The organism is Bacillus atrophaeus, assembly GCF_039519175.1.
GTDB lineage: Bacteria > Bacillota > Bacilli > Bacillales > Bacillaceae > Bacillus > Bacillus atrophaeus.
In genome coordinates this window covers 2,797,738-2,821,871 of sequence record NZ_CP154443.1, presented here as the reverse complement: position 1 = coordinate 2,821,871, position 24,134 = coordinate 2,797,738, and the positions used below count along the sequence as shown (strand labels likewise).

General features: G+C 43.0%; 26 protein-coding genes and 1 riboswitch. Of the genes, 5 read left to right on the top strand and 21 right to left on the bottom strand.

Translation table 11 applies throughout. From position 1 onward, the window contains the following. Nucleotides 1–92: 92 nt before the first annotated feature. Complete coding sequence (locus AAHT65_RS14380) at nt 93–2,060, bottom strand: methyl-accepting chemotaxis protein (protein WP_106359669.1); 1,968 nt, start codon at nt 2,058–2,060, stop codon at nt 93–95. Nucleotides 2,061–2,216: 156 nt separating this feature from the next. On the opposite strand from AAHT65_RS14380, the gene AAHT65_RS14375 reads away from it, so the two are divergent. Further along, entirely contained in the window at nt 2,217–2,912 is a 696-nt protein-coding gene (locus AAHT65_RS14375; protein ID WP_343310423.1) for a GNAT family N-acetyltransferase, read from the top strand. Here AAHT65_RS14375 and splB read toward each other — a convergent pair. The 7 genes from splB to AAHT65_RS14340 all read right to left on the bottom strand — a co-directional run bounded on the left by splB (nt 2,909) and on the right by AAHT65_RS14340 (nt 10,648). Next, nucleotides 2,909–3,937 carry a spore photoproduct lyase gene (gene splB, locus AAHT65_RS14370; RefSeq protein ID WP_003327283.1) on the bottom strand — a complete coding sequence of 343 codons (1,029 nt, stop codon included), beginning with the start codon at nt 3,935–3,937 and terminating at the stop codon, nt 2,909–2,911. The two genes, AAHT65_RS14375 and splB, sit on opposite strands and share 4 nt — an antisense overlap. A 78-nt stretch (nt 3,938–4,015) precedes the next feature. After that, nucleotides 4,016–4,255: a transcriptional regulator SplA domain-containing protein gene (locus AAHT65_RS14365; RefSeq protein ID WP_088117069.1), complete on the bottom strand. Its 240-nt coding sequence runs from the start codon at nt 4,253–4,255 to the stop codon at nt 4,016–4,018. An 88-nt stretch (nt 4,256–4,343) separates the two neighbouring features. Next, nucleotides 4,344–6,059, bottom strand: a complete 1,716-nt coding sequence (gene ptsP, locus AAHT65_RS14360) for a phosphoenolpyruvate--protein phosphotransferase (RefSeq protein WP_003327286.1) — start codon at nt 6,057–6,059, stop codon at nt 4,344–4,346. Then, nucleotides 6,059–6,325: a phosphocarrier protein HPr gene (locus AAHT65_RS14355; RefSeq protein ID WP_003154654.1), complete on the bottom strand. Its 267-nt coding sequence runs from the start codon at nt 6,323–6,325 to the stop codon at nt 6,059–6,061. Before AAHT65_RS14355 ends, ptsP begins: the two co-directional genes overlap by 1 nt. Nucleotides 6,326–6,423: 98 nt before the next feature. Beyond that, on the bottom strand, nt 6,424–8,523 hold the full coding sequence (gene ptsG, locus AAHT65_RS14350; protein WP_343310422.1) for a PTS glucose transporter subunit IIABC: 2,100 nt from the start codon (nt 8,521–8,523) through the stop codon (nt 6,424–6,426). A gap of 230 nt (nt 8,524–8,753) precedes the next feature. Then, the gene (glcT, locus tag AAHT65_RS14345; RefSeq protein ID WP_034717991.1) at nt 8,754–9,620 is read right to left on the bottom strand and encodes a glucose PTS transporter transcription antiterminator GlcT; all 867 of its coding nucleotides are present in this window, start codon (nt 9,618–9,620) and stop codon (nt 8,754–8,756) included. Between the two features lie 62 nt (nt 9,621–9,682). Next, the gene (locus AAHT65_RS14340) at nt 9,683–10,648 is read right to left on the bottom strand and encodes a LacI family DNA-binding transcriptional regulator (protein WP_094231925.1); all 966 of its coding nucleotides are present in this window, start codon (nt 10,646–10,648) and stop codon (nt 9,683–9,685) included. 92 nt (nt 10,649–10,740) lie between these two features. Here AAHT65_RS14340 and AAHT65_RS14335 point away from each other — a divergent pair, with 92 nt between their 5' ends. Then, nucleotides 10,741–10,866, top strand: a complete 126-nt coding sequence (locus AAHT65_RS14335) for a hypothetical protein (RefSeq protein ID WP_003327290.1) — start codon at nt 10,741–10,743, stop codon at nt 10,864–10,866. 96 nt (nt 10,867–10,962) lie between these two features. Here the strand turns inward: AAHT65_RS14335 and AAHT65_RS14330 are convergent, their stop codons facing one another. Beyond that, nucleotides 10,963–12,057: a Xaa-Pro peptidase family protein gene (locus AAHT65_RS14330; protein WP_343310421.1), complete on the bottom strand. Its 1,095-nt coding sequence runs from the start codon at nt 12,055–12,057 to the stop codon at nt 10,963–10,965. A 150-nt stretch (nt 12,058–12,207) separates the two neighbouring features. Here AAHT65_RS14330 and AAHT65_RS14325 point away from each other — a divergent pair, with 150 nt between their 5' ends. Then, complete coding sequence (locus AAHT65_RS14325) at nt 12,208–12,408, top strand: hypothetical protein (protein WP_003327292.1); 201 nt, start codon at nt 12,208–12,210, stop codon at nt 12,406–12,408. 41 nt (nt 12,409–12,449) lie between these two features. Here the strand turns inward: AAHT65_RS14325 and AAHT65_RS14320 are convergent, their stop codons facing one another. The 5 genes from AAHT65_RS14320 to AAHT65_RS14300 all read right to left on the bottom strand — a co-directional run bounded on the left by AAHT65_RS14320 (nt 12,450) and on the right by AAHT65_RS14300 (nt 17,751). Further along, nucleotides 12,450–14,366: a heavy metal translocating P-type ATPase gene (locus tag AAHT65_RS14320; RefSeq protein ID WP_106359673.1), complete on the bottom strand. Its 1,917-nt coding sequence runs from the start codon at nt 14,364–14,366 to the stop codon at nt 12,450–12,452. 242 nt (nt 14,367–14,608) lie between these two features. Further along, entirely contained in the window at nt 14,609–15,100 is a 492-nt protein-coding gene (stoA, locus tag AAHT65_RS14315) for an endospore biogenesis thiol-disulfide oxidoreductase StoA (RefSeq protein ID WP_010788443.1), read from the bottom strand. A gap of 57 nt (nt 15,101–15,157) precedes the next feature. Then, nucleotides 15,158–16,498, bottom strand: coding sequence for a sporulation protein YkvU (gene ykvU, locus AAHT65_RS14310; RefSeq protein WP_343310420.1), 1,341 nt, complete (start codon nt 16,496–16,498; stop codon nt 15,158–15,160). A gap of 118 nt (nt 16,499–16,616) precedes the next feature. Then, nucleotides 16,617–17,261 carry a cell wall hydrolase gene (locus AAHT65_RS14305; protein ID WP_343310419.1) on the bottom strand — a complete coding sequence of 215 codons (645 nt, stop codon included), beginning with the start codon at nt 17,259–17,261 and terminating at the stop codon, nt 16,617–16,619. Nucleotides 17,262–17,556: 295 nt separating this feature from the next. After that, a complete protein-coding gene (locus AAHT65_RS14300; protein ID WP_034717995.1) occupies nt 17,557–17,751 on the bottom strand; it encodes a hypothetical protein in 195 nt (64 codons plus the stop codon). A gap of 163 nt (nt 17,752–17,914) precedes the next feature. Between AAHT65_RS14300 and AAHT65_RS14295 the strand changes: the two genes are divergently transcribed. Together AAHT65_RS14295 and AAHT65_RS14290 are read left to right on the top strand one after the other, a co-directional pair. Next, complete coding sequence (locus tag AAHT65_RS14295) at nt 17,915–18,100, top strand: YkvS family protein (protein ID WP_010788441.1); 186 nt, start codon at nt 17,915–17,917, stop codon at nt 18,098–18,100. Nucleotides 18,101–18,235: 135 nt separating this feature from the next. Further along, on the top strand, nt 18,236–18,751 hold the full coding sequence (locus AAHT65_RS14290) for a GNAT family N-acetyltransferase (protein ID WP_268484800.1): 516 nt from the start codon (nt 18,236–18,238) through the stop codon (nt 18,749–18,751). Nucleotides 18,752–18,771: 20 nt separating this feature from the next. On the opposite strand, the gene AAHT65_RS14285 is transcribed toward AAHT65_RS14290, so the two are convergent. From AAHT65_RS14285 to AAHT65_RS14255, 7 genes are all read right to left on the bottom strand, one after another. Next, nucleotides 18,772–19,080: a DUF3219 family protein gene (locus AAHT65_RS14285; protein WP_189318637.1), complete on the bottom strand. Its 309-nt coding sequence runs from the start codon at nt 19,078–19,080 to the stop codon at nt 18,772–18,774. Nucleotides 19,081–19,182: 102 nt separating this feature from the next. After that, nucleotides 19,183–20,022 carry an STAS domain-containing protein gene (locus AAHT65_RS14280; RefSeq protein WP_063637609.1) on the bottom strand — a complete coding sequence of 280 codons (840 nt, stop codon included), beginning with the start codon at nt 20,020–20,022 and terminating at the stop codon, nt 19,183–19,185. Between the two features lie 356 nt (nt 20,023–20,378). Beyond that, nucleotides 20,379–20,876, bottom strand: coding sequence for a preQ(1) synthase (queF, locus tag AAHT65_RS14275; RefSeq protein ID WP_003218613.1), 498 nt, complete (start codon nt 20,874–20,876; stop codon nt 20,379–20,381). A 17-nt stretch (nt 20,877–20,893) separates the two neighbouring features. Continuing rightward, complete coding sequence (gene queE, locus AAHT65_RS14270) at nt 20,894–21,625, bottom strand: 7-carboxy-7-deazaguanine synthase QueE (protein ID WP_088117061.1); 732 nt, start codon at nt 21,623–21,625, stop codon at nt 20,894–20,896. Beyond that, nucleotides 21,618–22,058, bottom strand: a complete 441-nt coding sequence (queD, locus tag AAHT65_RS14265; RefSeq protein ID WP_088117060.1) for a 6-carboxytetrahydropterin synthase QueD — start codon at nt 22,056–22,058, stop codon at nt 21,618–21,620. Before queD ends, queE begins: the two co-directional genes overlap by 8 nt. Then, complete coding sequence (queC, locus tag AAHT65_RS14260; RefSeq protein ID WP_061571400.1) at nt 22,059–22,718, bottom strand: 7-cyano-7-deazaguanine synthase QueC; 660 nt, start codon at nt 22,716–22,718, stop codon at nt 22,059–22,061. It abuts the gene before it with no gap. A 123-nt stretch (nt 22,719–22,841) separates the two neighbouring features. Beyond that, a riboswitch (PreQ1 riboswitch) is annotated at nt 22,842–22,886 on the bottom strand. A 100-nt stretch (nt 22,887–22,986) separates the two neighbouring features. Next, entirely contained in the window at nt 22,987–24,132 is a 1,146-nt protein-coding gene (locus AAHT65_RS14255) for a hypothetical protein (RefSeq protein WP_343310418.1), read from the bottom strand. Between the last annotated feature and the right edge of the window lie 2 nt (nt 24,133–24,134).

Genomic DNA, 24,134 nt, shown 5'->3' with positions numbered 1-24,134 from the left:
CCGATGCCCACTATCCATGCCTTCAAGAGTTTTCAGTCACACTGAAAGAAAGACAAAAGCCAGATCATCAAAATGACCTGGCTATCGTCCTATTACAATGTGAATTTGGCAATCGCATTCATGAGATCTTGACTTGCATTTTTCAAGGTATCTGTTGAATGTTTCACCTTATCAAGCGTGATCAGCTGTTCATCAGTAGAGGCGTTAACCTCCTCCGCAGCTGCAGCGGATTCCTGTGAAATAGCGGAAATGCTTTGAATGGCTTCAGAGATCACAAGCTGCTCTTCACTCATTCTTTGGATTTCTTCATAAATATAATCAATCCCTTTCACAAGAGACTGCATTTCTGAGGTAATGGTGTTTAATACTTCACCAGTCTCATGAATGGCGCTGTTTTGCTCATCATTCATCCTGCTCGCCTCTGTCATCGCATGGGACGCTTCTTCCGTTTCCTTCTGAATCAGCTTCACCGTATCGCTGATATGCTTTGTTGAGAGGGCTGATTGCTCAGCCAGCTTTCGAACCTCGTCAGCCACAACCGCAAAGCCTCGTCCGCTTTCTCCGGCCCTGGCCGCTTCAATGCTGGCATTTAACGCGAGCAGGTTTGTTTGATCAGATACTGCTGAGATGGCCGTAACTACTTCCTCAATGTTTTTCGTTTGCTTTTCAAGATCTGACAGCATGGATTCTACTTTCTTTGTTTCCGTATTGGCTTCATTTGATTTCATCAGCAGATGCCCGAGAGAATCCAGCCCTTTATAGCTGGCATCCTCAGATGATTTTGACAGCGATTTGATGCCCCCCGCATGAGTTGCAATTTGTTTGATTTTGTTTGAAAGGTTCTCTGATTTTTCATTTATCGTTTCGACTTCTGAAGCTTGTTCTGTCGCTCCGGCCGCCACTTCTTCAATCGCTTTGGCAATCTGCCCGCTCGTTTCATTTGTTTCTGCGGATACTGTGCTTAATTGATCAGTTGTCTGAGATACTTTTCCTGATGAATTCCTAACCTGTTCCACCATATCCTTCATGTTTTCAACCATGGCATTAAAATGTTTCGTCAGTGTGCCGACTTCATCCTTTGATTTCGATTGCGCGCTGACTGTCAAATCACCGGCTGAAACTGCTTTTGTATTTGCAATCAGCTGCTGAATCGGACCGGTAATCGTTTTGGCCAGGAAATAGCTGAGTACAATCGTGATTAAAAGCGCGATGACGGCAATCAGAATGCCTGAACGGTTCATTTTCTCAGAGATCCACATTAACTCATCTGTGTTAAACTGAGTGCCGACTTTCCACCCTGTTTCTTCAATGGTTTGGTAAACAACCATTTTTCCGTTTTCATCTTGTATTCCTTCAGTGTCTGAAGCTAGTCCCTTAAGCGACTGATCCTCAGATATATTTTTACCCTGCTTAGAAGGGTGTGCCAAAAGGCTGCCGCTTCCGTCTGCTAAAAAGGCAAAGCCTTGATAAGGTACCTTTTGTTTATTCACCATACTCTGAATGGAGGACAGTTTCAGATCTAAGCTCGCGACGGCTGTTACCTTGTTATTGGTCTTAATGGCTTTTGCGGCTGTCACAATCATTTCTCCTGAAACAACATCTTCATAAGGCTCCGTCCAGACGACCTTATCAGGAGTTTCAGCTGCAAGCTTGTACCAAGGTCTTGCCGTCGGATCATAATCTTTGGCAAATTCGGACTTTGGATATGCAAACATTTCTTTTTTGCCGGTCCCTATGTAAGCAAGTGCGACATACTTATCATTTTCCTGGATTTGCTTAATTTCATCGTGAAACAGCGCAGTCACTTCTTTAGCGGGTTTTTTTATAAAAGATTGGGAGAGATCCCCGTTCGCCAATCTTAATAATGAGATTTCATAGTTCTTTAATTGTATTTGTATGTTTTGCTCAAGCGAATTCGTTACATTTTCTGTTGCGTTTTTACCTTCTTCAGTAATCATTGGTTTTAAAATGAGAAAAGAAGAAAGCTGCAAAAGAATAACCGTCAAAATTAACATAATCGAAACAAAAACAGCAATTTTCATATGCAGTTTTTTAAACAAAGCAATCCCCTCCTAATGAGTATATCGGCTTTCTCTTTAGGAAAATGAATATACTGAAAAAGAAAATAATATGAAATGGGAACTATATATTCAGAAAATTACTTTTTTTATTTTCCTGCCGTAAGGTATACGATATAATAATTTGGAAAAAGGAGGGTGATTACCATTCAAAAGAATATCCGTTTTTATGATGGCCGCAAATACGAGAAGCTGTTGATCAGGCAATACACTCACAGAGACGTTGCAGGTTTGCTTTCTCTGCAAAAAGAATGTTTCCCTTCCCCTTTTCCTCAGGAACTTCTGTGGTCCAAGGAGCAGTTACACAGCCATATAGAAACCTTTCAGGAAGGGGCTTTATGCGCGCTGGTGAATGATGTGATCATCGGTTCCATGACCGCGCTGATTGTCCAATTTGACCCTGGACATCCTGATCATACTTGGGCAGAAATTACTGATCATGGATATATCAGAAATCATAATAAAGAAGGCAATACGTTATATGTCGTTGATATTTCGGTGTCCCCTTCTTACCGAAAGCGGGGGATCGGAAAATGGCTGATGCAAACGATGTATGAACTGACGGTTTCAAAGCAGCTGGAACGTTTGCTGGGTGGCGCTCGAATTCCTTGTTATCATAAATATTCGCATGAACTTACCGCTGAGCAATATGTCGAAGCCGTGCTAGAGGGAGAGAAGGATGATCCGGTTCTGTCATTTCTGCTGCATTGCGGGCGAGAACCTGTCGGTGTGGTGAGAAACTATTTGGAAGATGAGGAATCCTTACATTACGGCGTCCTGATGGAGTGGAAAAACCCATTTTATCAAAAAACGGGCTGTGTGAGCCCGTTTTAAGTGAAATATTCGAGTTTTGCATTAGGGAAATAACGGTCGATATAGGATTCCAGCGTTTCCCGAAGTTCGTGCTCTTCATCCTTTTGGTAGATGTATTTGCCGATGCCGTAGCGTCCCCATTTATAGCGGCGCTTTTCTTCATCAAGTTCTAGTTTTGATTTCGGATAGTTCTTTTCAATCACTCGTTTCGCCGGCTTAGTGAATCGGTGCTGAATCAATTCAAACGTAATATCATGTCTTACGTCTTTCGGCAAAGCGGCGTCCAATTTTTCAAACAGGACCCTGTAACCTTCCTCCCAGCCTTCATGAATATAAATCGGTGCGACGATAAAGCCTAAAGGATAGCCTGCTTTTGCTACCTTTACAGCGGCTTCTATCCGTTTATCGAGAGGAGAAGTGCCTGGTTCAAAATTTTTGATGACATAGTCGGCGTTAATGCTGAATCTGAACCTTGTCTTCCCGTTGTGTTTCGCATCCAGCAAATGATCCACATGATGAAATTTGGTTACAAATCTGAGTTTCCCCAATTCACTTTGCCCGAAGTGTTCAATAGCACGCTTCAGCGTGTGTGTCAGATGGTCGATACCGACGATATCTGATGTACAAGAAGCTTCAAACCTTGTAAAATCAGGGGCCCGTTCTTGCATGTATTCATCCGCTTGATCTAATATTTCTTCCACATTCACATACGTTCTGATATAAGGTTTAGACCCCATCGTCGTTTGCAAATAGCAATAATGGCAATGGCCCATGCAGCCGGTTGCAAACGGAATCGCATATTCAGCCGATGGTTTTGAAGAATCAAATTTTAATGTTTTCCGTACGCCGATGACCAGTGTCGACTTTGCATTTCTGTATTGCTGAAGGTGGTTTTTTCCGGGTATATTCCGGACCTGATTATGTGATGTTGTTTCTCTGATTTCAATTCCCATATGTTCAAATTTATCTCTTAGCTCTTTGCCTAACGGATATTCCAGTGCCCTCGGTTCAATATAAACGAGCTGCGGAACGAACGGGTTCTGCATGAAGCCACATCCTTTTCACTTTTCTTCTGTTACTTTTCTCATACGTAAGTAAGGATATGTGATGCAATGTTTTCCTTGTCATCTGTATTGATCGATATCAAATAGCTGATTATATAGATGTTCCGCTTCTTCATAGCTCGCAAATACGGCATCATCCTCGGCAAGAGGATGATAGGTTTCATATAAAAATAAGGAAAGCTCCCCTTCGTGATATGGATGGCGCACAACTTCCGCTTCCTTAATATGCGCAACATTTGCAGCGTGAGGATTCCGATAAATCACATACACCGTATCACCCGCGTTAAATTCGTTTGACATTCTATCCCTCCTAGTGGGATTATTTTGCCCCGCCTTTCCTCTGAATATGAAAAAAACCAGCAGGGCAAAAGCCCGGCTGGTTTTAGTATTATGAATTAAATGTCTCTTTTACAAACGCGACAACTTCTTCTGTCGTGCTCATTGACAAGATTTTTTCTTTGAATGATTCAGCTTCTTTTTTAGAAAGCTTGCTGATCTGTGTTCTTGCCGGAAGGATAGATGTTGCACTCATTGAGAACTCATCTAAGCCAAGTCCGAGAAGAATCGGAATCGCAATTTCGTCTCCTGCCATTTCACCGCACATGCCGACCCATTTTCCTTCTTTATGAGCAGCTTCGATCACTAGTGTGATCAGGCGGAGAATCGCTGGATTGTATGGCTGATACAGGTATGCAACCCGTTCATTCATACGGTCAGCAGCCATTGTGTATTGGATCAAGTCATTTGTTCCGATACTGAAGAAATCAACTTCTTTGGCAAACTGGTCAGCGATAACTGCCGTTGACGGAATTTCAACCATCATACCGACTTCAATGTCCTCAGAGACAACTTGTCCCGCTTGAACGAGCTTTTCTTTTTCTTCAAGAAGGATTGCTTTCGCTTCTCTAAATTCGTTTACTGTTGCAATCATCGGGAACATGATTTTCAGGTTTCCGTATGTACTTGCACGAAGCAGCGCGCGAAGCTGTGTTCTGAAGATTTCTTGCTCATCAAGGCAAAGGCGAATCGCTCTGTAGCCCAAGAACGGGTTCATTTCTTTCGGAAGCTCCAGGTAAGGAAGCTCTTTGTCTCCGCCTATATCAAGCGTCCGTACGACAACTGATTTTCCTTCCATTCGCTCAAGAACCGCCTTGTAAGCATCAAACTGCTCATCTTCTGTAGGAAGCTGTTCTCTTCCCATGTAAAGGAATTCCGTACGGTAAAGACCTACTGCTTCTCCCCCGTTTTCTAAAACGCCCTTTACATCATCAGGTGTGCCGATATTAGCCGCAAGCTCAACATGATGTCCGTCTTTTGATACTGTCGGTTCATTGACAAGCTTCGCCCACTCAGCTTTTTGAGCCATATAAGCGCTGTGCTTTTCTTCATATTTCTTAACCGTGTCAGCAGACGGATCGATGATGACATCGCCGTTAATGCCGTCGACAATGACTGTTACCCCATTTTGGATAGTGCCAGTAGCCGTTTTCGTACCGACGACTGCCGGAATCTCCAATGAGCGGGCCATAATTGCAGAGTGTGATGTGCGTCCGCCGATATCCGTTGTAAACCCTTTTACAAATTCGCGGTTTAATTGAGCCGTATCAGACGGTGTTAAGTCTTCAGCCACAATGATAACCTCTTCGGATATCAGACTCGGGTTTGGTATTTCAACGCCAAGAAGATGTCCTGTTACACGTTTTGTAACGTCGCGGATATCTGCTGCACGCTCTTTCATATATTCGTTGTCCATTGATTCGAACATGGAAACAAACATTGATGCTGTTTCTTTCAAAGCAAATTCAGCGTTAACTGACTCTGAACTGATTTTTTCTTTAATCGGGTTCAAAAGCTCAGGATCGCTGAGGACTAAGAGATGAGCGGAAAAAATGTCCGCTTTGTCCTGGCCAAGTTCTTTTAAAGCATGCTCTTTGATTTTTTCAAGCTCGTCTTTGGAACGAGTGATAGCATCTTCAAAACGGCTTACTTCCGCTTCAGAATCAGAGATGTTTTTCTTTTCAACCGTTAAATCTGGTTCTTCAAGCCGGTACGCTTTCGCAATCGCGATTCCGGCTGAAGCGCCAATCCCTTTTAACTCTTGCATTACTCGCCGAGTCCTTCGCTTTTCATTGTTTCTTCTAAAGCGTTAAGAGCGTCGTTTTCATCAGCGCCTGAAGCAGAAATTGTAATTTCAGCGCCTTTAGCGATTCCTAGAGACATTACACCCATAATTGATTTAAGGTTTACTGTTTTGCCGTTATATTCTAAATTAACATCAGCGTCATATTTGCTTGCAGTTTGTACAAGAACTGTAGCAGGACGAGCGTGAATTCCAGAATCTGCAGTTACTTTGAATGTTTTTTGTGCCATTTTTATCATTCTCCTTTTAACTTAAAGCTATATATTACTTCACAATATTATATCATACAGCCGCACTTGTCATCTGACAAGCACAGCATCTTGAATGCTTACTTTTCAATCTTCACAATATCTTCTTGTTCTCTTTTAACTGAGCCATTTGCCTTGATGCCGACACTTTCTCCCTCAGCAAGGTTCGTAAATACAATCGGTGTCATGAGGGAAGGTACATTCGGCTTCACTGCATCTAAATCTACTTCAAGAAGTTTTTGGCCCGGTTCCACACGGTCTCCTTCTGAGACGAATGACGTAAATCCTTCGCCTTTAAGGCTGACTGTATCGATTCCGAAGTGAATCAAGATTTCTTTTCCGCCGTCAGACTGTAAACCGATCGCATGCTTTGTAGGGAATACGTTCAGTATTTTACCTCTGACAGGAGATACCACGATTCCTTCTGTCGGAAGAATAGCGAATCCGTCACCCATCATTTTTCCTGAGAAGACTTGGTCAGGAACATCAGTAATCGGGTGGATCTCACCAGTGATCGGAGAAACAAAGACTTCCTCGCCAATTTCATTTTGCAGCGGTTCTGCGATGACTTCCTCGACCTGCTGGCTTACTTCTTCTTCAGCAGACGTTCTCGGCTCTGGTCTTGGCGTGCGTCCTGCGATAATATCCTGCATTTGTGTTTTTAAGCCGTCAGAACGCGGCCCGAAAATGGCTTGAATGTTATTGCCGACTTCAAGAACACCTGAAGCGCCGAGTTTTTTCAGACGGTCTTTGTCCACTTTTTTCTGGTCATTCACGGTAACACGAAGCCTTGTGATACATGCGTCGAGGTGCTTGATGTTCTCCTGGTCGCCCATCGCCTGCAAGATTTCGTAAGGCAGATCTCCTGCTTCGCCTTGCTTGCCGGAATCATCAGATTCAGCAGAATCATCCTCGCGTCCCGGCGTTTTCAAATTGAACTTGCGGATGGCGAAACGGAATCCGAAGTAGTAGATCACGGCCAAGCCTAAACCTACAGGAATCACAAGCCACCATGCAGTTCGGTTCGGCAAAATTCCGAATAGGAAATAGTCGATTAAACCGCCTGAGAATGTCATACCGATCTTTACATGTAAAAGCTGCATAACCATAAATGACAGCCCTGCAAACACACAGTGTATTGCAAACAGGATCGGAGCCACAAACAGGAATGAGAATTCTAGCGGCTCTGTAATCCCTGTTAAGAAAGAAGTCAGAGCTGCTGAGCCCATAATACCCGCAACGAGCTTTTTGTTTTTCGGCTTTGCCTCATGATAAATCGCAAGAGCCGCAGCCGGAAGTCCGAACATCATGAACGGATATTTTCCTGTCATAAATGTACCGGCAGTTAATTGTACACCGTCTTTGATCTGCGCCATGAAAATGCGCTGATCTCCGCGGATAATTTCCCCGGCTGCACTTTTGTAGCTAAAGAACTCATACCAGAACGGCGAGTAGAAAATGTGATGCAAGCCGAAAGGAATAAGTGAACGTTCAATCACTCCGAAGATAAATGCAGCAAGCGTTGGATTCGCTTCCACCAAACCTGTTGAGAAGGAATTCAGCCCATGCTGGATCGGAGGCCAGATCACTAACATAATAAGACCGAGAATTAAAGCAGAAATTGATGTCACAATTGGTACAAAGCGCTTACCCGCAAAGAATCCGAGATATTGCGGAAGCTCAATTTTATAAAATTTGTTGAACAACAGCGCTGCCAGTACTCCGACGATAATACCGCCGAATACCCCTGTAGCCAATGTCGGTATGCCTAGCATGTTAACATATGCCGGATGGTTTTCTGTAAAGAATTTGGCTCTTTCTACAGAATCAGAAGGAATGGTTCCGTTTGCAAGGAGAACCGCACTCATCGATACGTTCATTACAAGATATCCGATGATTGCAGCGATCCCGGCAACGCCGTCGCCATTCGCGAGTCCTATGGCAACTCCGACTGCAAAGAGAAGCGGCAGGTTGTCAAAAACGATTTGCCCCGCACTTTCCATTACTCCCGCTACCAGCTGGATATTGTCATTACTTAGGAATTGCAAAACCTCAATCATGTCCTTGTTCTGCATGGCATTCCCAATCGCAAGTAAAATACCCGCCGCAGGAAGAATGGCAACTGGAAGCATAAGAGCGCGCCCGATTTTCTGGAGAACGCCGAATAATGCTTTAAACATAGAATTGACCTCCTCTATTTACTAGTTTGACCTTACAGCGAAAAATCATGACAACGAATTCACGGGCGCAGGCCATCAGTTTAACCGTTTACATTTGCCCTTTTACACAACAAAAAAGGCATGAGTAAAAGTTGGGTGCGCAAAAGAACGAGAACAAATTCCCGCTTTTTTCCCCTCAATCACTCATGCCTGATCGAATCAGTAACACGTTTTTAAAGGTTAAACTGAAGTTATGAAATTTTATTGGTTAATCGGTACAGATGAAGCGTAAGATAGACCGCTTCCGCCTCATGAACTGGTTTTTTCAATGTTTGCTGTAAGATTTTTATCAATTTCCAAGCTGTATTGTAGCATAGCGGATACTCATTTTTCAATAATAACATTAATTTTTCTGGTTCTTTAGTCGGTTCGTCCCTTTTGATCCTATCGATGGTAAATCTGATATGACGAATGAGACGCAGATAATGTACGCTTTCCTTGTTGACCTTCATTTGAAAAGCGTCCTCGATAACTTGTACAAGCCGGGCCATCAGCTGGGAATGCTGGTTTACCTCGGAAAGCGGACGATTGGTCAGGGCTGAATGAATATGCAAAGCGATAAATCCGATTTCACCGTCCGGCAGGCTGATCCCCGCTTTTTCATTAATGATCGCCACAACTTCCTCGGCAATTTGGTATTCATCCGGATAGAGTGACTGTGTCTCCATCAGAAATGGGTTTTTCATATCAAACCCTTGCTTCAGCCGTTTAATCGCAAATGCAATATGATCGGTCAAAGCGATATGGATATGTTCATTTAATGAATGGTTCACCCGCTCTGCAATATGAACAATCACATCATTGGAGATATCAACCAAGTTTTCATCTACATAGTCAAGGAGCTTTTTAAACTGCTTTTGTTCTTTCTCATCCTTTAAGATAAACATTTTTTCGTACCCTTTATCTTCAATCATATCAGCTTGTTTTTTTCCGAAGCCGATTCCTTTTCCAATTAGGACAACTTCACTGTATTTATGATGAGAAGCGATTAATACGTTATTATTTAGTACCTTTTCAACTGTAAAGGATCCATTCACGATCCTCAGCTCCTTTGTCATTCAATACATCATATCGTACAAAACGAATGGAAAGCGCGTCAAACCTTTTTTCAACATTCAAGCTAAACAGTCGATCTTTCAATCAGACGGTATTCGAGTACTTTTCTTTCAATCGGCTGGCCTTTAATCCTTTTTTCCAGAAGCATAAAGGCTTGTTTGCCCATTTCTTTTGTCTGTATATCAATTGTGGTTATGCCTAGTGATTGACTGATTTCGTGATTATCAAAGCTTAAAATGGCGAGTTCGTCCGGAACGGCTGTGCCTTGGGCTTTAGCCTCCAGCAAAAGGCCCGCTGATACTTGATCATTGGCTACCAATATCGCCGTCGGCTTCTCCTTCCACTTATTCCATTTATGATATAACTCTTTCCCGTCATTAATCGTAAGCGCTTTCTCCACTATCCAATTCTCAACAAAGGTTTCTCCTATTTCCGCTAGGGCTTCTTTATATGCTTTGATGCGAAAATGGCTGTTCATCCCTTTTTTTCTGGCGAGGCATATCGCAATCTTTTTATGGCCTTTTTCTATTAAATAGTTCAATCCGTGCCGGAATGCATCTTGATGAGGAATACTGATCGTTGAAAAAAGACCTTCATTTGAATTCTGGCAAAGCAATAGCGGTCCCTTCCACTCAAGCAGTTCTTCATCAGATATCGCCTTTGAACAGAAGATCAGTCCGTCTACCTGCCGCTGTTTTAATTGTGACAAAGCGAAAATCTCTTTTTCAATTTCATAGTTTGTCTGATACACGGTAAGGTGGACGCCTGATGCAAAAGCCGCGTCGGCAATCCCGGCCAAAAGTTCCGAGAAATACGGCAGTCTGATAGACGGCAGGACCACACCAATCATATTTGAAAAGCCTTTCGATAGGTGAACGGCATGGACATTTCTCGTATATTCCAAGGCTTTCATCGCCTCCAGCACTCTCACTCGCTTCTCTTCGCTCACATAGGGATGATCATTTAACACTCTTGAAACCGTCGTAATGGAAACACCGGCTTTATTCGCAATTTCTTTAATATTAGCCATAACTTCCCTTCTTTCTTTTTTCCCTTGATCTGGAATGCGTTTCATACAATACGATAAGAGCGTACTCTGCTTACGGAAAGGGGAAGAAACAAATGGGATTCTTTATTTTAATCGGTTTATGTATCACAGTGCTTGTCGGAAGCTGTCTCGCTCTTCAGCCGCTTAAACAAAAACAGGAAATAAAGCCATTTAAGACATTTGATGATTTTTTCATTTGAGACATCAGTGTCCTTATCATTAAGTTTATTCGATTTTTTGCAGATAAAAAAGGACTTTTTCGTGAACAAAGTCCTTTTTTATTTTGTGATCATCATTTATGGCAAAATCGTTAATTCTTTCGGGTAGCGGGTCAGTTCTGTCGCTCCCTCCTCTGTGACAAGCACGTCATCTTCAATGCGCACTCCGCCGATGTCCGGCACATAAATGCCCGGTTCAATCGTATAAACCATGCCCTCTTGGATGATTGAATCATTCGCTTGGCTCATAGACGGATACTCGTGGACGGAAATTCCGAGACCGTGCCCGAGGCGGTGTGGGAAATAGTCTCCGTAGCCGGCTTTCTCTATAACGCCGCGGGCCTTTAAATCCAGGTCGCCGATTCTGACACCGGGTTTGCTCAATTCGATGGCGGCTTTTTCCGCTTTCAGCACCGTATGGTAAATTTCCTCTTGTTTCGGACTGATTGTTTGATAAGCAAAGGTTCTCGTAATATCTGAACAATAGCCATCAAGAATGACACCTAAATCAAATAATACAAAATCGCCTTTTTTCAATTTTGCCGTTCCCGGATTGCCGTGCGGCTGCCCTGATTTTTCTCCAAACAATACCATCGTGGAAAAAGACATTCCTTGAATCCCTTTTTTCTTCAATTCAAATTCAATCTGGGCGAGAACTTCCATTTCGGTAATTCCTTCACGTAAAGCTGATACACCGATCTCAACGCCGTAATCAGCAAGCTTTGCCGCTTCTTGCAGCTTTTTGATCTCTTCTTGATCTTTCACAAGCCTGAATTGATTCAGCGTTTCTTCCGCTGACACAAATGCCGCTCCGCCCGCAGCCTGCTTCAGCTGCTCTGCGCGGGAAAGCGATATTGAATCCTTTTCCACTGCAAGTGTATCGATCGTGATCTTCCGTTTTTTCAAAGCTGTCTGGATGAGCGCCCAAGGGTCCTCGTGATCGGCATACCCGATGATTTCATGTTCCCACCCGGCACTGCGCGCTTGCCCGGCTTCCATCCCCGGACAAATGAAAAAAGGCTCCTCATCCTGAAAAATAAACAAGCCCATCAATCGTTCGTGCGGCTCTGTATAAAAACCGGTTAAGTAAAATACATTTTCTTTTGTATGTATGAATGCTGAAGTATGCCCTTCCTGCTTTAGCCATGAAGAGACACGCTGAATTCTATTCAATTTTATTCCTCCCCGCTTCCGGTAATGTTCTTATCTATTGTATCAGTTTTAAAAGCTCCTTGCCTTTTTGAAGAATCACAATTGCATTTTATTTCCTTTTCTTGATCTTGTATACTGTTAACAGACGAATGATGCAGGGAGATGTTCGATTTGCTTATCAATTTTTTGAAAAGGAAAGCGGTCGTATTATTGACCATTTTAGGAATTTCAGCCCCGCTGATCAGCGTAAAATGCATCGATTATTATTACTATAGCTTCATTATAGGCTGCGCTGCCGGATTTGTTTGCTGCAGCCTGGCATTTATTCTTGTCTTAAAGCGTCCGGATGCTGAAAAAAACCGGAAAATATAGAGCTTGAAATAAAAAAACAGCAGCCCATATGGGACCGCTGTTTATGACTTTAACAGCCTTAAACCATTTAATATAACAAGAATTGTGCTTCCCTCATGACCGATGACACCAAGCGGCAATTCCATCACCTGCAAAAAGTTAGCGCAAATGAGCAAACAGATAACCGTCAGTGAAAACACGATGTTTTGCTTAATGATACGGTTCATTTTTCTGGATAAGCGGCACATTTTCGCAAGTTTTTTTAAATCATTTTGCATTAATACTATATCTGACGTCTCAAGAGCGACATCCGTTCCGCCGCCCATCGCGATGCCGATGTCAGCCGTCTTCAAAGCAGGCGCGTCGTTGATACCGTCTCCGACCATTGCAATAATGCCGTATTCTTTTTTTAACCGTTTGATTTCCTCTACCTTTTGATCCGGCAGGCATTCTGCCGCGACAGTTGTGATGCCTGCTTCTTTCGCTATGGCTTCAGCCGTTTCTTTTTGGTCTCCCGTCAGCATTGCGGTTTTGATTCCCAAGCTGCCCAGTTCATACAAGACCTCTTTTGCTTCAGACCTGATTTGATCCTTGAGGGCAATGCATCCGGCAATGCTGTTGTCTTTTTTGATAAATACGATTGTATTGCCTTTGTCTTTTAAGTCTGATGCAGATTGTTCGATAAATGCATCCGCTATGTCATCTCCAATAAAACCGGCTTTTCCGATCTTCCATTTGGCGCCGAACACAGAGGCCATAACACCAAAGCCAGATTCCTCGTCAATGGATATGTAGCCTGACTGATTGACGCCCCTGTTTTCCGCGTATTCTGTAATAGCCTTAGCCAGCGGATGGCTTGATTGTTTTTCAATGGCATAAACGGCCTCCAGCACTTCAGCCTCGTCATGGCCTTCTGCGATTCTGACAGCTTCCACAGCCGGACGGCCGCGTGTCACGGTACCGGTCTTATCAAAGGCGATCATTTGAACTGTACCCAATTGTTCAAGGAACACGCTTCCCTTTACAAGTAAACCGTTTCGCGCTCCGTTCGAGATAAGCGAAAGCGCCGCGGGCATAATGGAAGCAACAAGCGCGCACGGTGACGCGACAACCATAAATACCATCGCGCGGTAAAAGGTTTCACCCCAGCTCCAGCCTAAAGCAAAATGGGGAACAAATAAAAGCAGGCCGACCACAATAAGCACGCCTTTTACATAGGCATTTTCAAACCGCTCGATAAATGCCTGTGTCGGTGATACACTGCTTTGCGCGGATTCCACCAGTTTAATAATCTTTCTGAAAAGAGAATCCTCATTCGATTTTGTCACACGGACAGTCAGTGACCCGTTTCTGTTCACTGTTCCCGTAAATACTTCATCACCGGCCGTCTTTTCAACAGGCATGGCTTCTCCGGTTAACGCAGATTCATCCAAACTGGTTGAACCGGTCTCAATGATCCCGTCCGCCGCCACGCGCTCTCCCGGTTTAACAACGATGATGTCACCCGTCATTACATCTGTGACAGGTACCCTTTTGACCTCGCCGTTTACGATAAGGCTTGCTTCCTCAGGTTCAAGCTTCATTAATGAGGTTAAATCTTTGCTGCTTTTGTTCATCGTGTATGTTTCCAACGCTCCGCTTAAGGAAAAAATAAAAATTAAAATTGCACCCTCTGCCCAGTAGCCGATGATCGCAGAACCGATTGCCGCAAATATCATCAGCAGCTCTACATTTAACGTTTTTGATTCAATCGTATCCTGAATTCCTTCTTTCGCTTTAGCAAATCCTCCGATCGCAAATGCCAGCAAATAGAGAATAACAGATAAAACAGAGTGTTGATGGAGAATCCATCCTGCTAAAATAAGAGCGCCGGAGACAAGGGCTGCAATCAGTTCCGCATGCTGCGTCCAATTGCTTGCCCGCTTCTCGGTTTTTAATTCCTGCTGCGAGTCGTTTTGTATAATAACTTGTTCATTCATGTTGAATCCCCCTCTCTAATTGAGAACGCAAATCATCTTCATTTCCCTTATAAAAACAAAATTGCCGCCCAAAAGGCAGCTTATGGTGAGTGATTTCATATGTCTTTTACTATTATAGCACGACAGAGGATAATTTCAATTATAATTATTTTAATTTCTTTTTGATAATAATTATCATTAGCAATTTCATCCTGTTGGTATGATATATGAAAAAAAAGCTGAAAGGGCTACCCTCTCAGCTTTTATTCTTGCGCCCATTCTTTTAGCTGCTCCGCCGTCATCGGCCCGACAGCTGTTTTTTCAATTTCCCCCTTTTCATTGAGTAAAAAAGAGGTCGGAATGGTCACGATATGGTATGTCTTCATTAAATCGCCTTGTGAATCAAGCACGACCGGAAACGTCAGCTTGTTCGCTTCGATAAAGTCGACTACAGCCTGTTTATTTTGTTCGGCATTCACCAAATTAACTGTCACAAGCTGAACGCCGCCAGCTTGTTGTTCTTCATAAAAGGACTGGAACTGAGGCAGTTCCTTTTTACAGGGCGGACACCAGGATGTCCAAAAATGAAGGATTGTTTTCTGCCCTTTATGCGGGATTGAAATATCGTCTCCTTCAATGGTTTTCATTAAAAACACCGCAGGGACCGACCGTTTTTCAGCTGTCGCCTCAGGAAGCCACGAGAATATGGCAACCATAACAAGGGATGCGATTAAGGTAAAACGCTTCGTCAACATGTGATCTTCCTTTCATGCTTTTGAATAGCTTACCCTGCTTTTGCGAATGTATGATGGTCAGCGGCTTTCAATCCGCGGGGATCTGTTTCCTCCCGTAAGAAAAATAGATACACCGAGCCCTTTGCAAATCGTCGTATAGTGAAGGCTTGTCACCAAGATCATTCCTGTATTCATCCCGAGAATGATTCCGAGCATTTGCAGATTCTCCATGGAGCCGAGCACATACATCATGCTAAGCCCGACAATGTGGCTCCATACGTTATGGTAAAAGGCTTCCTTTACAAATCCCATGCCGATTAAGCAGGCTTGCAGCGGCATGACAAACAAATGAAAGAGGAAATACGGCCACAGCAGCTGTAAATAATATTGCGCCTCTGGTGAATGAAAAAAAAGATGGGTGAGCGGCCCGGCAAACTGAAACATCACCCAGACAGCCGGAATACCGTAGCCGAGCGTAATGAAAATCGACTGCTTCAGCCGTTTTAAGACAATGTCATATTGAGACAGCGCATAGGCTTCTGAAATACTCGGGATCATCACAACCATTAAGGAATGGCCGATAAAAGCCGGAAACGAGCCAATTGTCACGGCAACTCCGGCAAGCATGCCATATTGGTCTATCGCTGTTGTACCCGCAACTCCTGCGGCTAAAAGCGCTCCTTTTACCAAAAAGGGTTCAATGGCATTTGTCACAGCGTGAAAAATCCTTAAGCCTGTCGTCGGAATCGAGACGGCAAGCAGTCTTTTTCTGACATCCTTTCCCCGAAGATGGATATGCTGCTGTCCGGAAAGCGCCCGCCGCGCAAGAATAAATTGTGTATATAAGTACACAAACACGACGACATCACTCGCAACAAGGACAAACAAAGAAATGAGGACCGCCGTATCGATTTCAAAGGAATACCACTGAAAAAAGATAAACAAACACAGCAGCTGAATAATTTTTTTCATTACATTCGCAGCAGCGATTTTGCCCATTTTTTGCACACCCATAAAATACCCTCTGGCAATCGAGGTAAAGGCGACAACAGGAATCAGCCCTATGACAATTCCCTTAATAAACGGATGATACGTGTTAAACACCGGAATAAACGGAAGTGCAATGCTTGCAGCGGTGGTGGAAAAGGCGGTGAATACCGCTGTCATTCTAAACGTGTGCCTCAGCATACTTTCATGGAGCTTCGGATTCGATTCTGCAATGAATTTAGAAATGGAGATCGGCAGCTCCAGGCTCGCGATGACAATGACTAAAAAAATCGTAGGCAATATACTCATATAAAGCCCCATTCCATGCTCGCCCAGTTCCCGCGCCAAAATCATATTCACGACGAATTCAAGGCATTCAGCGAAAAAAGCGGCAATAGATAAAAGAATGATCCCTTTTACAAATCGATTCATGGTGTCTCCCCTTGTCTCTCGTTCTAACAACATCATATGAGACAAGTCCAAAAATTATTTTCATTTTTATGTAACCATATAAAAAAAGCATAGCTGAGACAAAAAGCCTCCTCTATGCTTACATGGCAAAAACGTGCTTGCCGATTCTTTCAATTACTTTTCTTGAACGAATCCAATCGTCTGATGCCGTCTTTGGATTATAAAAGAAGATGGCTTCTGTTTCTCTGTTCTTATCTGACAATACCTCTTCCGCTGCTTCAATTGAATCTTTGTCAGCCTTTTGATTGATGCTTCCGTTTGCCACCGGTTCAAAAGCATTTTTTTGATAAATGACGCCTCTTATTGTGTCAGGGAAGCCGCGCTCCTCCGTCCGGTTCAGCACTACGCTGGCCACAGCGACCTTGCCTTTGTAGGATTCACCTTTCGCCTCAGCATGAACGAGGCGGGAAAGCAGTTCTTTTTCCGACTGGGAATATTTTCTTTCTCCTTTCTCTTTAGGATGAGATGATGTCTCGATTGAATTTGGTTTTTCTTTCTTTTCAGTGCGTGCTGATAGCTTGATCGGCTTTACTTTTTTCTTATCCTTATCATCAGACAGTGACGGGAAAGATTCTTCTTCATCGTTATTTATATGTGTAAGCAATTGCTTGGCTTCAGGCTTCGTCTTCTTTGTCAGCACAAGTGAAGCTTGTGCATGCTCAATTTTAGTTGCAGGCATAAAACATAGAAGAAAAACAGCCAAGGCAGCAAATTTTGTTGTCATACAGTTTCCTCCTTAAAGTGCTCAAAAAACACTCCACTACCTTAACAAGAGTTGAAATCAAATTCACGGATAAAGATTTTCCAACTCTCCCAAACAGCAATCAGGATGGAATATACTATATGACAAACTGCTTTTTACCAAGAAAACCGCTTATTTTTTCATAAACAAAACCAATAAATTCCTTAATCATCCATTTTTAGAAGTTTACATTTTAGTTACAATTATTACAATAAGAACATCAAATGTCATGTCTGTCGTAAAATCTAAAAAGGCTTCTCAAAAATTGAGAAACCCTTTAACTTCTCGGCTCTTGTAAATATTGAAATACCACATCTCCGCCTTGCTGGGCGATCCCCCGAAAATGTTTAAAATCTTCCTGTTGAGATAAAATCGCTCTGAATGCTAAAAAATGCTCCTTCTGTACTCTGAGCTCGTGAATATCGCCGGTGCGCAGCAGGTTAATCTGGTCTGTCATATCTTCGGGCATCAACCGAAATTCCCCCTTTTCGATCTGTTTAACGAAAATCAATATACCATCTTTGCGCTGAGAGAACAATTGCCACGGGAGATAAACCCCATATTGCTTTACTTCTTAAAGAAAATATTGCAAAATACTTTCAATAGGAATTATTATGTTAAAGGAGAGGAAGCTAGTGAAAATCGCAAAGGTTGGAAATGTCATTGAATTTAAAAATGGATTAACCGGTGTCGTCGAAAAGGTAAATGAAAATTCTGTTATCGTAGATGTTACCATTATGGATAACTATCGGGATTTGGAATTAGATTCACTCACGGTCGTCAATCACAAAAACTATAAGATTCTCAGAGACTCCTATTAACTTCTCCTTTTTCTTTACTGCAAATCAACTGAAACTGCACGACGAACCAAATAACACCTTACATATATCATAGCTTTCCCAAAAAAGCTGCCTGGCCGGCAGCTTTTTCAACTTTCCCTTTGGAGGCTGACAGCTTTGGTTATTCGACCTGTTCTTCCCTCAGATGCAGATTCACTGCTTGCGCTGTTTAAGCAGCTTGATCAAGAAACAGATTTTATGCTGTACGAACCAAATGAGCGGACAACAACGTCTCTTCAGCAAAAAGCATTTATTGAATCTATCGGAAAAAAAAGAACTTCCGCTCTATTTATTTCCGTCTGCGGCGAGAAGCTAACCGGGTTTGTTCTTATAATCGGTTCTGCGGCCAACAGGCAAAAACACGTCGCCCGCATCGTCATCGGCGTTTTAAAAAATAACAGCGGACAAGGCACAGGTTCAAAACTTCTTCAGCAAGCAATTGCCTTTGCAGAACAAAAACAATTGAAAAAGCTGGAGCTGACGGTTATGACACATAACAAACGGGCGGTACACCTTTACAAAAAGCACGGGTTTATAATAGAAGGCACTAGAAAAAAATCACTTATAATTTCCGGCGAATATGCGGATGAATATTTTATGGGGAAAGACTTAACAGAAGGTGTTTCCGACTGAAACAAAAAAACGCCGCTCTGTTAAGTGGCGTTTTCCATTTCTGCTTCTGCCAGTTCCGTGATCTCGACAAAAAAATCACTGACCTTGTCTGCATGATAAAGGTTAGTCATGGACGTCGAGTAATTTGTGATCGTTCCCCAAAAGAGCACCTCTTGCTTCGGGACCTCTACCTTAAACGTCTGTTCATATAATAGAACAGCGATATCATGATACGCTTCGCTCGTGACCTTTAAGACAAATGAAATTTTACGTCTCTTTCGCCCGGATGCTTTTACTTCCTGATATTGAAAGACCTCAAGCGGCACACTGTTTAACAGCAATGTGGTCACCATCGTCATCCCTCCCGTCTTGTAAAGGGCATCTTAACACACACACTTCCCGTTAACAATTGATCAGCATGATGCAAACAGACAAACGGCGGTTCACCCTTTCTACATCTTATCTTGTGTGAAACCTAATTCTTTCAGCGCCTGCTGCAGCGTTGCACGGGTTTTGATATCACCAAAATCTAAGCCAAGACTCACAATCGTCTGGGCGATTTCCGGGTGGATTCCTGTAATCATTGCTTTTATACCCGTTAATCTTAAAGCATTCACAATATGAAAAATTTGATCGGCTACCATCGTATCAATAAGCGGCACGCCGGATACGTCTAAAATAATATGTTTCAGCTTCAGGCGGGCGCCCTCATTCAATGAAATGTCCATGATTAATTTTGCGCGGTGTGTATCAATTGCGCCGACTAAAGGAATGACCGCTATTGTTTCGGCAACCGGCACCACTGTTACAGATAGTTCTTCAAGCGCAGTATAAGCAATTTTCATTAATCTATTGTTATGCTGCTCATATACTTCCCCGATAATGCTGCTGACCTTATCAAATAACGGGTCCAGCATTTTAGACACGTCAAGCATCGTAATAGCAGCAAACTTCCTTTGTTCTAATTCTTCCGTGAATACATTCCAAATAACAGTTCGGTAAAAAGAAATTGCTCTTAATGATTCGCTCAATGATACATTAAGACGGATGAACATTTCCCCAGCCTGTTTACTCCATTCCGAGATTCTTTCTGTGACTTCCTGCATATCCTGATACAATGCCTGGCCTAAATAAGTGATTAATTGTTCTCTATATGTTATCCCAGAAAGCGCCTGTCTTTCCTCTTCTAATCTGCGCCCTAAACTGTTTATCTCGATATCAGCAACATTCCGAGCCAAGGCTTCTTCATATTGCACGATTTTTTCCCCTATATATTTCAACTCGTCTTTCATTCGATTCAAATCCTCTCTTATTTGCCTATGTTAAATATAATATATCTGCCGGCAATTACAACTACAATACATAAAGATTTTCCAAACGCTTTACAAACATACGTTCGATGCTCTATAATGAAACAGACGAGCTGCCATCCAGCACCCGTCTTGTAATGGCATAGCGACGAGCTGAATTCCCCAAATTCACTCGTCTTTTTTTTACTCAGGTTCGATGGTTACAGTTGAAATTCAATACACATAAAAAACCCCGCCTAAAAAGACGAGGTTTCGGTCTCACTATTCATTATTTTGGCCGCAAGAGGGCTGTCAAAATAAGATCCCTGCATTTATACTCCGAATCATACATGCTTCAATCAACGATTATCAATCGTCTCCGGATACAAATCATGATTCATCATCCGGTACTCGGCCATCTTCTCATACTTCGTTCCCGGCTTTCCATAGTTGGTATACGGATCAATTGAAATTCCGCCTCGCGGGGTGAATTTTCCCCATACTTCAATGTAGCGCGGGTCCATTAATTCAATCAAATCATTCATAATGATGTTCATGCAGTCTTCGTGGAAGTCTCCATGGTTTCTGAAGCTGAACAGGTACAGTTTTAATGATTTGCTTTCAACCATTTTTTCATCAGGAATGTAGCTGATATAAATCGTTGCAAAATCTGGCTGGCCTGTTTTCGGGCATAATGATGTAAATTCAGGACAATTGAATTTGACGAAATAATCGCGATTGACGTGCTTATTCGGGAAGGACTCCAGCACATCTGGCGCGTATTCGAATAAATAGTTTGTTCCTTGGTTTCCAAGCAGTGTGACACCTTCTAATTCTGATTCTTTTCTTGTCGTCATGTTCCTCTTCCTTTCTATTAAACTCCGCGTTTGTTTCCCCATAACAGGGTGTGCAGCTGCGGAAGGACTCTGACAAGGTTAAGCTCCGCATCCGCGGCTACCTTATCAACGAGTGTTTCATATTTTCCAAGCAAATGAGTGATCAATGATTGATCGTCTGTTGTGTGCACATTATCATTTCCTACTTGTAAATAAAGCGGAATGTCAGGATAGCGCTTATGAACGGTTTTTGCGTATTCAAGATCTCGATCATTAAAAATGACAACCTTCAGACTGACCGCACGGAGCCTGCTTTCGTCTTTTAGCGACGTCAGGATATGATCAAGCTTCTTAAAGTCAGTCGTCATTCCTGAACTCGGCGGTTTTGGAGAAATCGTCAGGTCATCAATCAAAGTGAACCACTCCTGATAGACCGTTCCTTGCGTTTCCAGAGCTGTGCGTATGTTTTGTTCCTTCAAAAGCGTGATAAACGTGTCAAGCTGCTTTAACAAGGCGGGGTTTCCGCCGGAAATGGTAACGTGGGAAAAGGCGTCTCCCCCAATTTCCTTTAGTTCAGAATAAATATCCTCCGCTGTCATCCAGCGTATATCTTTTTTCGCCGATCCGTCCCACGTGAAGGCCGAGTCACACCAGCTGCATGAATAGTCACAGCCGGCGGTGCGGACAAACATGGTTTTCTGTCCGATGACCATGCCTTCCCCTTGTATCGTCGGGCCGAAAATTTCTAAAACGGGAATTCCTTTAGCCATTCAAACCACCCTTTTTCGGACGGTAGACACAGTAGCTTGTCGGTGTTTCTCTGACAAATACCTGGACGCAGGCCGGTTTATTTGCAAGTGTTTCTAAATAGGATTGAACCTTATTATAAATGGTTTTAGCCACTACTTCTGTAGTCGGCAGGGAATACGGATCATCGTTAGAAAATTCATCATGATCATTTAATAACGTATGATCATATGACCCGTGCACCAATTTTTTCAGCACACTGAAATTAACGAGAAAACCTGAATTGTCCAGTTCATCCCCGGCTACGGTAATATTAACGGTATACGTATGCCCATGAACTCTGCTGCATGCGCCCGCACTTTCTCTTGGAATAAAATGCGCCGCCGAAATATGCATGTCTTTATTCAGTTCAAATGAATAAGGGTGCTGGGCCTGTGGATAAATTTGAGAAATCAATTACTTCCGCTCCCCTTTCATTTCCATATATTCTTCATAGCCTTTATTGCGAAGCAAACATGCCGGACATTCGCCGCAGCCGTCCGCAATAATGCCGTTGTAGCAAGTCAGTGTATTGTTTTTTACAAAATCAAGCGCGCCAAGCTCATCGGCAAGCTTCCAAGTTTCCGCTTTATTCAGCCACATCAGCGGTGTATGAATGACAAACGGTTTCTCCATCGCCAAGTTGACTGTAACATTGCATGATTTTACGAATTCATCGCGGCAATCAGGATATCCGCTGAAGTCTGTTTCACAAACGCCTGTAATGATATGGCGCGCTCCGATTTGATAAGCAAGTATGGAGGCGAAGGATAAGAATACAAGGTTGCGCCCCGGAACAAACGTCGATGGAAGCTCGCCGTCCTTGGCTTCAATCTCGATGTCATCTCTTGTCAAGGCGTTCGGTGCAAGCTGATTTAACAAAGACATATCAAGCAGATGATTTTTCACACCAAGCTCTTCTGCAATAGCTTTCGCCACATCAATTTCCTGCTGATGCCGCTGATTATAATGAAACGTCACGGTTTCTACTTCTTCAAATTCCTTTAAAGCCCACAGTAAGCATGTGGTGCTGTCTTGTCCTCCGCTAAACACAACGATTGCTTTTTCTTTTTTCATAATTCCTCTCCTTCTCCGTAACTAAATCTGAGCGAGAGACAGCACGGTTTCCAATAAAAAAGCACCTTTTCTATGGAAAGGCGCCCTAAAAAACATAAAAAAGACCGTATCCAAGGATACAGTTCGTCCTTAGTTTTTTATAGAGGGTGTAGCTAGAACCTCTCCCGCATGATGTACGGATTTTCTTCAATTTTTTCACTTATGCTATCTTACCATAATGATGTTTTTATTGACAATAAAAAAAAAGACAGCTTAAGAGAAGCCTGTCTTATTTTTTCGCTTCTTTTCTATTCTTAAAAGGGAAAAACATAATCATGAGACCAAAAAGCACAAAAAGCGCCGGCCAATATACGGACATTGATAATGCCCATTGATATGTAACAATAAAGCTAAGAGCAGTTAGAACAAGGATGGTGATCGGGATGAAAAGCTCATTCCTTCTGCCGCCAAACAGCCATAGCTCAAACAGGCCTAATGCAACTGCTAATAAATAGACAGGCCAGGTTACACCTGTATAAGCCCAATCAGTCGATGTTTCAAAGAAAAACAAGCAGCCCGATACGAGCAGAATGCCGCCGGGCACAAGCATGCCCGCTTTTTCCTTGATATGTTTTGAGCTGAAGACCGCCGCATGAAATACAATAGAGATGACAATCAGCACAGCCGGCCACATCTCTTCATACGCTTCTTCATTATAATAGCTAAGTACACTGGAAGTTCCAATAAGCAAAATGATGCCGATTGAAATCAACAAGCCTTTTTTCCTTCCGCCAAACAGCCATAATTCAAACAATCCAAAAGCTGCAGCAAAAATGTAAGCCGGCCATGTGATTTCTGAATAGGCCCAGTTCACAGACGTTTCAAATACAAACAAACAGCTCAATACGAGCAAAATGCCGCCGGGTAACAAAAGTCCTACTCTCCGTTTTCCATGACGAAATGCGCTGGCATGAAGCGCAATTGATATAATGAACAGACCGGCAGGCCAAACACTTGTAAAAAACAAGCCGCCGAACAGGCCGCCGAAGCTGACAGCTCCAATCAAGGTGAGTATGCCGGCCGGTATCAAAAGCTGGGCTTGTTTTCCGCCGAACAGCCACAGTTCGAATAACCCCAATGCCGGTGCGAGTAGGTATACAGGCCAAGTCATGCCGGAATACGCCCAACCTGTTGACGTTTCGAAAAAAAATAAACAGCCGAGCACAAAGGTAATGCCGCCAGGGACAAGCAAACCTGCTTTATCCGGTCGTTTTCCGGTAAACACAAAACCAGCGTGAAAACCGACGGCAAGAATAATAAAAATTACCGGCCATATCGAGGAAGCGGATAAATGGATGAAACCCGTCATTTGCATGAAGAAAATAATTCCGATAAAGATCAAAAACAGCCCAAAAAGAAAACGGCGCTCTTTCATAT

Bases quoted from the DNA above. Each gene is read 5' to 3' on its own strand.
- splB (WP_003327283.1), bottom strand. From the start codon at position 3,937: ATGCAGAACCCGTTCGTTCCGCAGCTCGTTTATATTGAACCGAGGGCA.
- AAHT65_RS14365 (WP_088117069.1), bottom strand. From the start codon at position 4,255: ATGTCAAACGAATTTAACGCGGGTGATACGGTGTATGTGATTTATCGG.
- ptsP (WP_003327286.1), bottom strand. From the start codon at position 6,059: ATGCAAGAGTTAAAAGGGATTGGCGCTTCAGCCGGAATCGCGATTGCG.
- AAHT65_RS14355 (WP_003154654.1), bottom strand. From the start codon at position 6,325: ATGGCACAAAAAACATTCAAAGTAACTGCAGATTCTGGAATTCACGCT.
- ptsG (WP_343310422.1), bottom strand. From the start codon at position 8,523: ATGTTTAAAGCATTATTCGGCGTTCTCCAGAAAATCGGGCGCGCTCTT.
- glcT (WP_034717991.1), bottom strand. From the start codon at position 9,620: ATGACAAAGGAGCTGAGGATCGTGAATGGATCCTTTACAGTTGAAAAG.
- AAHT65_RS14340 (WP_094231925.1), bottom strand. From the start codon at position 10,648: ATGGCTAATATTAAAGAAATTGCGAATAAAGCCGGTGTTTCCATTACG.
- AAHT65_RS14335 (WP_003327290.1), top strand. From the start codon at position 10,741: ATGGGATTCTTTATTTTAATCGGTTTATGTATCACAGTGCTTGTCGGA.
- AAHT65_RS14320 (WP_106359673.1), bottom strand. From the start codon at position 14,366: ATGAATGAACAAGTTATTATACAAAACGACTCGCAGCAGGAATTAAAA.
- stoA (WP_010788443.1), bottom strand. From the start codon at position 15,100: ATGTTGACGAAGCGTTTTACCTTAATCGCATCCCTTGTTATGGTTGCC.
- ykvU (WP_343310420.1), bottom strand. From the start codon at position 16,498: ATGAATCGATTTGTAAAAGGGATCATTCTTTTATCTATTGCCGCTTTT.
- AAHT65_RS14305 (WP_343310419.1), bottom strand. From the start codon at position 17,261: ATGACAACAAAATTTGCTGCCTTGGCTGTTTTTCTTCTATGTTTTATG.
- AAHT65_RS14280 (WP_063637609.1), bottom strand. From the start codon at position 20,022: ATGAAAGACGAGTTGAAATATATAGGGGAAAAAATCGTGCAATATGAA.
- queF (WP_003218613.1), bottom strand. From the start codon at position 20,876: ATGACGACAAGAAAAGAATCAGAATTAGAAGGTGTCACACTGCTTGGA.
- queE (WP_088117061.1), bottom strand. From the start codon at position 21,625: ATGGCTAAAGGAATTCCCGTTTTAGAAATTTTCGGCCCGACGATACAA.
- queC (WP_061571400.1), bottom strand. From the start codon at position 22,718: ATGAAAAAAGAAAAAGCAATCGTTGTGTTTAGCGGAGGACAAGACAGC.
- AAHT65_RS14255 (WP_343310418.1), bottom strand. From the start codon at position 24,132: ATGAAAGAGCGCCGTTTTCTTTTTGGGCTGTTTTTGATCTTTATCGGA.